A 7,289-nucleotide genomic window follows, 5' to 3' on the forward strand; every position below is an offset into this window, starting at 1 on the left:
ACGGGGCGATCCAGCCGAACAAACCGGCCAGATCGATAAAGGCACTGGCTTTTAACACGCTGTTGAGTTCTCAAGAAACGGACACCCACCGCGCCGGACCCGCTCCCGCGAGCCCCGCTCCGGGGCAACCCTTCTAACTTACCAGGTTCTTCGCCGCTGTCAAGACGATCCGGAAGATCGTTTTTGTCAGACGGGTTCGTACCTGAGTTCCAGCACATGAGGAATCGATGGACTCAAGAGACCATCGGGATCACTGGGCTGGGAGTGCCCTCCGGGCCGGCCACCTCTCGGCGTCCTGCATCCCGTCTCGGGCGTACCAGGCCATCGTACATCAGCTTGAGCGAGGCTCGTACCGAATTCTCTGGCCTGATGTCCCCGGGGCCGACCGCCTCGCGGCGTCCTGCATCCCCTTGGGCATTGAAAACACTAAGGGTGCTCTTAAGCCCCGTCAAACCGGGGCTCTCGCGTCATGCGCCCCCTTCCGCGGCTCGTTCTCCTCCGCACCGCGATGACCTCGGGTTTCGCTCTCCTGGTGAGTCGGGTCACCGTGCGGCCGGACGGGCGGGCCCGCATTCGACGATCAGTGAACGGCGCCCCGTTTCGCGTCATGGCGCTGACGGCACGCGGCCCGACTCCCGCCGGATCAGCGGCGCCCCGGGCCGCCGAGGATGTGCGCAGCTCGAGGCGGGCTCACCGTCTGGTGCGGGCGATCACTGGGACATGGCCCCACGGCCTCCGGTGCCACGCTCGCGAGCTTGCGGCCAGCCGTCCGCCCGGCCTGAACAGGGTGGCCGCGCCTTCGCCTCCGCTCCCGGTCAACGGCTAATCGAGCCTGCGGAAGGCTGAGAGAACGAAGCAGAGTGGTACGGGAAGCGGGTCGGGGAGTGACTCCAACCGTGCCCACAGCTGGTCCGCCGGTACGTGGTGCGCGCTCGGTCCCATCGCGACAAGGGTCGCGACCTCCGCGTGGGTGAGGACGGCCTCCGAGGCGACGTTCTGGCGCGCGTCCAGTTTGAAGTAGCCGGCCAGGGCGGCGTCGGTGCGTTCCGTCTTGCGCTCGTCCACCGTCAGCAGTCCGAGCGGTTCCACCAGCGAGCCGAGATGCCCAGGGGACGGGGTGACGGTGAACAGCAGCCCGTCGTCGTGGAGCACTCGATGGAACTCGGCGGCGTTGCGCGGTGCGAAGACGTTCACGATGGCCATGGCCGCACCGTCGCGCAGCGGCAACGGCCGCCACAGGTCCGCGACCACGGCGCCGAGGCGTGCGTGCGCACGAGCGGCGCGCCGGACGGCGTGCTTGGAGATGTCGAGGGCGAGGCCGACCGCCTCCGGGGACCGGTCCAGAACCCGGCTCAGGTAGTGGCCCGTGCCCGCGCCCGCGTCCAGGACGCACGCCTTTCCCGTGACCGTAGAGGCCACGCTCCGGGCGAGACGTTCGGCCAGTGACGTGAAGTGACCGGCGCCGAGGAAGGCGTCACGCGCGCGGACCATCTCCGGGGTGTCCGCCGTCCCCGGACGGGCGTTGCCCGGCAGAAGGTTCGCGTACCCCTGCCGCGCGATGTCGAAGGTGTGCCCGGCCGGACAGAGCAGTCCGCGGTCCGCCATTGCGAGGTCCGCTCCGCACACGGGGCACACCAGGTATTCGACGACATCGGCGAGCATCCGTCCATCATCGTTCATGCATCGTGCGGAACGGGCGGCGTGGTCCGCATCTTTGCCTTCGTGCCGCCCGGGCGACGGCTGGACGTCCCGTCTCGGCAACCCATCACGATGAGCGAGCGGGCGCATACGGAGCGCTCCGGGCTCGTCGGGTCATCCGCTCACCGGCCGGAACCGGTCATCAACCCCGCTCGCGGATCAGGAGCTCAGGCCTCCAGGCGGCTGCGGACGTCGTCCATGTCGAGCGCCCGCACCTGCTCGATCACGTTCTCCAGGAGGGTGTCGGGCAGCGCCCCCGGCTCGGCGAAAACGATCACACCGTCGCGGATCGCCATGAGCGTGGGGATGGACGCGATGCCGAACCGCTCGGACAGCTCCGGCTCGGCCTCGGTGTCGACCTTGGCGAACACGATGTCGTCGTGCTTGCCCGAGGAGTTCTCGTACACCGGCGCGAAGCGGCGGCACGGACCACACCAGGACGCCCAGAAGTCGACCAGCACGATGCCGTCGCCCTGGGCGACCTCGTCGAAGTTCTGCGCGGTGAGGTTCACGGTCGCCATGTCGGATTCTCCTCAGTCGGGGTATCAGGACCCTAGAGCGGCTGACAGCCCCGCAGTATTCCCCACCCGGGAATCACAGAGCGGTAATTAGCGTTGTCCTCTTAGGGAGATCGCACCGGAGAAGGGTCAGGATGGCTGCAACCCGTACCAAGGGCGACAGGGTCGACGTCCCCGACAAGGACCTTGTCGGGGCGTACCTCGACCGGATCGGCCGCACCCCCCTGCTCGACGCGCAGGAGGAGGTCGATCTGGCCAAGGCGATCGAAGGGGGACTGTACGCCGAACAGCTGCTCGAGGAGGGGACCGTGCCCGAGGGCGCGACCCCCGAGGAGCTGGAGGCGCTGTGCGCGGCGGGCCTGCGCGCCAAACAGCGCTTCGTCGAGGCGAACCTGCGCCTCGTGGTCTCGATCGCCCGCAAGTACCCGACCGACTCGTTGCCCCTCATCGACCTCATTCAGGAGGGGAACCTGGGGCTGATGCGCGCGGTGGAGAAGTTCGACTACCGCCGCGGCTTCAAGTTCTCCACGTACGCGACATGGTGGATCAGGCAGGCGATCGGGCGTGGGCTCAGCCACACCGCCCGGACGATCCGGCTGCCCGTCCACGTGGAGGAGGAGCTGTCCCGCCTGCGGCGGGCCGAACGCCAGCTGGGCCGCGAACTAGGCCGTGAGCCGACCCGTGAGGAGCTCGCCGGCTCCCTCGGCGCCGACGCGGAGCACGTGGACGAGCTGCTGCGCTGGCGGCGCGACCCGGCGAGCCTGGACGCGGCCGTCGACGACGCGGGCGAGACGTCGATGGGCGACCTGCTGGAGGATCCCGACGCCGTCACGCCCGAGGCCGAGATCCTCGCGCTGGACGACATCGAGGGCCTCGGGCGGCTGCTGGAACGGCTGCCCGAGCGGGAGTCGGCCATCCTGCGCGCCCGGTTCGGGATGGACAGCGGCCAGCCGCTGTCGTACGCGCAGATCGGCGCCCAGTACGGGCTGAGCCACAACCGGGTCCGGCAGATCACCGACCGTTCGCTGCGGCGGCTGCGGCAGCTCGCGAACGAGACGGACCTGAGCGGGCGCCGTCCCCTGGCGGACGCCTCCCTGCCCGAGGAACCCGTGCGGACCGCCGCCGGGAACCGGGCGGCTTGATCATCACGACCCGGGGGGCCGTTCGCGAACGGCCGGCGACCGACACCAGGGCGGCTCCGTAAGGGGCCGCCCTGTCGCGTCCACGGGGTTCCGGGCCGGAGGTCTCGGGTGCCGGACCGCGAACGGTGCCATAGCCTTTCAGGGTGAGTACTTCCAGTACCCCCCGGGACCTCGACGCCTGGCGTGACCTCCCCGCCCTTCAGCAGCCCGAATGGGACGACCCCGACGAGCTCAGGGCGGTCGCCGCCGAGCTGGCCGGGCAGCCCCCGCTCGTCTTCGCCGGAGAGTGCGACCAGCTCCGCGCCCAGCTCGCCGACGTCGCCCGCGGCGAGGCGTTCGTCCTCCAGGGCGGCGACTGCGCCGAGACGTTCGACGGGTCGAACGCCGACGCCGTGCGGAACAAGCTCAAGACCCTCCTGCAGATGGCGGTCGTGCTCACCTACGCCGCGAGCGTGCCGGTGGTGAAGATCGGCAGGATGGCGGGGCAGTACGCCAAGCCGCGGTCCAAGCCGATCGAGGCGCGCGGCGGCCTGGAACTGCCCGCCTACCGCGGTGACGCGGTCAACGGGTTCGACTTCGACGCCGAGTCGCGGCGCAACGACCCGCGGCGGCTGATGCGGGCCTACCACTGCTCGGCGCTGACGCTGAACCTGTGCCGGGCGTTCACCAAGGGCGGCTACGCCGACCTGCGGCAGGTGCACGCCTGGAACCAGGACTTCGTCGCGCAGAGCCCCGCGGGCCGCCGCTACGAGCAGCTCGCGGGCGAGATCGACCGGGCGCTGACGTTCATGAAGGCGTGCGGGGTGAACCCCGAGGAGTTCCACAGCGTGGAGTTCTACTCCAGCCACGAGGCGCTGCTCCTGGAGTACGAGCGGGCGCTGACCCGCATCGACAGCCTCAGCGGCCTTCCGTACGACGTTTCGGCGCACTTCCTGTGGATCGGGGAGCGCACCCGGCAGCTCGACGGCGCGCACGTGGAGTTCCTGCGGCACATCCGCAACCCGATCGGCGTGAAGCTCGGCCCGGCGACCTCCGCCGACGACGCGCTCGCGCTGATCGAGCGGCTGAACCCCGACCACGAGCCGGGCCGGTTGACCTTCATCACCCGGATGGGCGCCGGCCGGGTCCGGGACGCGCTGCCGCCGCTGATCGAGAAGGTGCACCAGAGCGGCGCGCCCGTCGCGTGGATCTGCGATCCGATGCACGGGAACACGTTCGAGGCGCCGAGCGGCCACAAGACCCGGCGGCTGGACGACGTGCTGGACGAGCTGGCGGGGTTCTTCGAGGTGCACCGGGCCCTCGGCACCCACCCGGGCGGCATTCACATCGAGTTCACCGGCGACGACGTCACCGAGTGCGTCGGCGGCGGCCACGCCATCGACGAGGCCGACCTGCACCAGCGGTACGAGACGGCGTGCGACCCGCGCCTCAACCGCGGTCAGTCGCTGGATCTGGCGTTCCTGGTGGCGGAGCTGTACCGCGAGGCGTCCTGAGCGTCCCGGCCGCGTCGCGCCGAGCCCCGGTCCACCGGATCCGGGGCTCGTGCCGTTCGCGGGGTCCTGGGGCAGGCCGGACGGGACGTCCGGCGCGGCTCGTCCCGCCGGGACGTCAGATGGCGACCTCGGCCCAGACGACCTTGCCGCCGGTCACCGGGTCGGCGCCCCACGAGCTCGCGAAGCGGTCGACGATGAACAGGCCGCGGTGCGACTCGTCCAGCGGGCCGGGCACCGTCAGCCGCGGCAGCTGGGCGGCGCGGTCGCGGACCTCGACGCGGACGCGCCCGGTGCCGCGCAGCAGGCGCAGCTCCAGGGCGGTGCCCGCGTGCCGGACGGCGTTGGCGACGAGCTCGGCCACGATCGCGGTGACGAGCTCCTCGCGCTCCATCAGCGCCCAGGTGCGCATGGTCCGGGCGGCCAGGCGCCGCGCGTACTCGACGGCCTCGGTCTGGGGCGCCGCGCGCAGGGTGGTCTCGGTCATCGGGTCGGTCACTCCGCCCGCTCGCCGTTCTTCATCGCGTCACGCTCATTTCCGTCACCGCCCATCGGCCGGGGCCTCCTCCGCCGGACCGCCGATGAGGAAGCGGTCGAGGCCCGTGGTCCGCAGCACGTTCTCGACGCGCCCGTAGGCACCGGTGACGGTGAGCGTCGCGTTCTGCGCCCGCGCGTGCTTGTAGGCACGGACGAGGACGTTGAGGCCGGAGGAGTCGCAGAAGTCGACCGCCGTGAGATCGACCACGACCTCACGCTCCCCCGCGTCCACCAGCTCGGTCAGCCGGGACCGCAGCTCGTCGGAGGAGTGCAGGTCGATGGAGCCGCGCGCGGCGATCGTCGCACGGCCGTCCTGTCGTGTCGTGTGCAAGGCAAGCCCCACGCCACCCCACCTTACCGATTGTTGGTCTTCATCATGACGCCCGCAGAACTATGAGGGCAACGTCGTCGTTCGACGGCTCCGGACCGAAGTCGCGCACCGCTCGCTGGATGCGCGCGGCCACCGCCCCCGCGCTCAGCCCCGTACAGCCCGCCAGCAGCCGTTCGAGGCCCTGGCCGTCGCCCAGCAGCCGGCCGCCGGAGCGCCGCTCGGTGACCCCGTCGGTCACGCACAGCAGCACCTCCCCGCGGCGCAGCTCGACCGTGTCGGTGTGGAACTCCACACCGTCGAAGACCCCGAGCAGCGGCTGCGGCGAGGCGGCCTCGCGGACGCCGCCGTCGGGGTCGAGCACCAGCGGGGGCGGGTGTCCCGCGCTGGACAGGCTGATCGTCACGCCGTCCCGGCGGCGCCGGGCGGCGATCTCGCCGTGCAGGAGGGTCAGCAGCCGCCCGCGCTCGCCCTCGCCGAGGATGAGCCGGTTGAGCCGGGCGAGGACGGCCGGGACGGACATGTCCTCGGCGGCGAGGATCCGCAGCGCGTGCCGGGCCAGGCCGGTGACCGCCGCGGCCTCGGGGCCGGTGCCGCACACGTCGCCGATCGCGAAGCGCCAGCGGGACGCGGGCGAGGGATCGCCGGGCCGCAGGCCGCTCTCGAAGACGTCGTAGAAGTCGCCGCCGACCTCGCTGCCCTCCCCGGCGGGCTCGTACACGACCGCGACCTCCAGCCCCGGGATCTCGGGGATGCCGGGCGGCAGCAGGCTGCGCTGCAGGGCGCTGCTCATGGCGGTCTGGGCGGAGAACAGGCGCGCGTTGTCGACGGCGAGGGCGGCGCGGCGGGTCAGCTCCTCGGCCAGCTCGATGGCGCTGCGCGGGAACCGGTCGTCGGCCGGGCGGCCGATCACGATCGTGCCGATGCGGCGGCCCCGGGCGATCAGCGGGAAGGCGTAGACCTGGTCGGTGGCGGTGCCGCCGGCGGCGGCCCGCACCTCCCGGGGCGCGGCGGCCAGCCCGTTCCAGGGGCCGGAGGCGTCCATCGGCGGCGCGGCGCCGGCGTGGTCGAGCAGGTCGCGCAGCACGTCGGCGCGGGTCTCGTCGGCGTGCCACACGTACTCGAGCTGGGCGGCGTCGGACTCGGCGACGGTGTAGACGGCGCACCAGGTCGCCAGGCGCGGCACGACCAGCTGGGCGACCAGCGCCATCGTGCGCTCCTGGTCGAGGGTGCCGGCGAGCAGGTCGCTGGCCTCGGCGACGAAGCTGAGCCAGCCGCGCCAGGACCGTTCCAGTTCACCGACCCTCGCCTTCTCCAGCGCCAGCGACGTCTCGTCGGCCAGCCTGCCGAGCCGGACGCCGTCGCCCTCGTCGAACCGGCCGTCGGCCGCCGAGACGGCCACGACGAGGCCGGTGAGGCGGCCCTGGGACTCCAGCGGCGCGGCGACCAGGGAGCGGGCGCGCAGGGCGGCGGCCGCGGGGTCGGAGGCGTCGGCGGCGACCCAGGGGGTGCCGGCTACGGGCGGACGGTGAACTACCAGGAGGGCTCGGTCTCGGATCTGATCGAGACCACCGCG

The 7,289-nt window shown here is 71.9% G+C and carries 7 protein-coding genes; 2 read left to right on the top strand and 5 right to left on the bottom strand.

The features are described from left to right. Positions 1-822: 822 nt before the first annotated feature. Both E1291_RS36985 and trxA read right to left on the bottom strand, forming a co-directional pair. On the bottom strand, positions 823-1,680 hold the full coding sequence (locus tag E1291_RS36985; RefSeq protein ID WP_242614611.1) for a putative RNA methyltransferase: 858 nt from the start codon (positions 1,678-1,680) through the stop codon (positions 823-825). A gap of 185 nt (positions 1,681-1,865) precedes the next feature. Further along, positions 1,866-2,219, bottom strand: a complete 354-nt coding sequence (gene trxA, locus E1291_RS36990) for a thioredoxin (protein ID WP_131742707.1) — start codon at positions 2,217-2,219, stop codon at positions 1,866-1,868. A 131-nt stretch (positions 2,220-2,350) separates the two neighbouring features. Between trxA and E1291_RS36995 the strand changes: the two genes are divergently transcribed. After that, a complete protein-coding gene (locus E1291_RS36995; RefSeq protein WP_242614612.1) occupies positions 2,351-3,358 on the top strand; it encodes a sigma-70 family RNA polymerase sigma factor in 1,008 nt (335 codons plus the stop codon). A 143-nt stretch (positions 3,359-3,501) separates the two neighbouring features. Next, positions 3,502-4,851 carry a class II 3-deoxy-7-phosphoheptulonate synthase gene (locus E1291_RS37000; RefSeq protein WP_131742708.1) on the top strand — a complete coding sequence of 450 codons (1,350 nt, stop codon included), beginning with the start codon at positions 3,502-3,504 and terminating at the stop codon, positions 4,849-4,851. Positions 4,852-4,966: 115 nt separating this feature from the next. Here the strand turns inward: E1291_RS37000 and E1291_RS37005 are convergent, their stop codons facing one another. The 3 genes from E1291_RS37005 to E1291_RS37015 all read right to left on the bottom strand — a co-directional run. Next, positions 4,967-5,335, bottom strand: a complete 369-nt coding sequence (locus E1291_RS37005; protein ID WP_242614613.1) for an ATP-binding protein — start codon at positions 5,333-5,335, stop codon at positions 4,967-4,969. Positions 5,336-5,389: 54 nt separating this feature from the next. Beyond that, on the bottom strand, positions 5,390-5,728 hold the full coding sequence (locus E1291_RS37010) for an STAS domain-containing protein (RefSeq protein WP_131742710.1): 339 nt from the start codon (positions 5,726-5,728) through the stop codon (positions 5,390-5,392). A gap of 31 nt (positions 5,729-5,759) precedes the next feature. After that, a partial coding sequence (locus tag E1291_RS37015; protein ID WP_131742711.1) for a PP2C family protein-serine/threonine phosphatase occupies positions 5,760-7,289 on the bottom strand: 1,530 nt, incomplete at its 5' end.

Origin of the sequence: Actinomadura roseirufa, from assembly GCF_900659635.1 — a bacterium.
Lineage (GTDB): Bacteria > Actinomycetota > Actinomycetes > Streptosporangiales > Streptosporangiaceae > Spirillospora > Spirillospora roseirufa.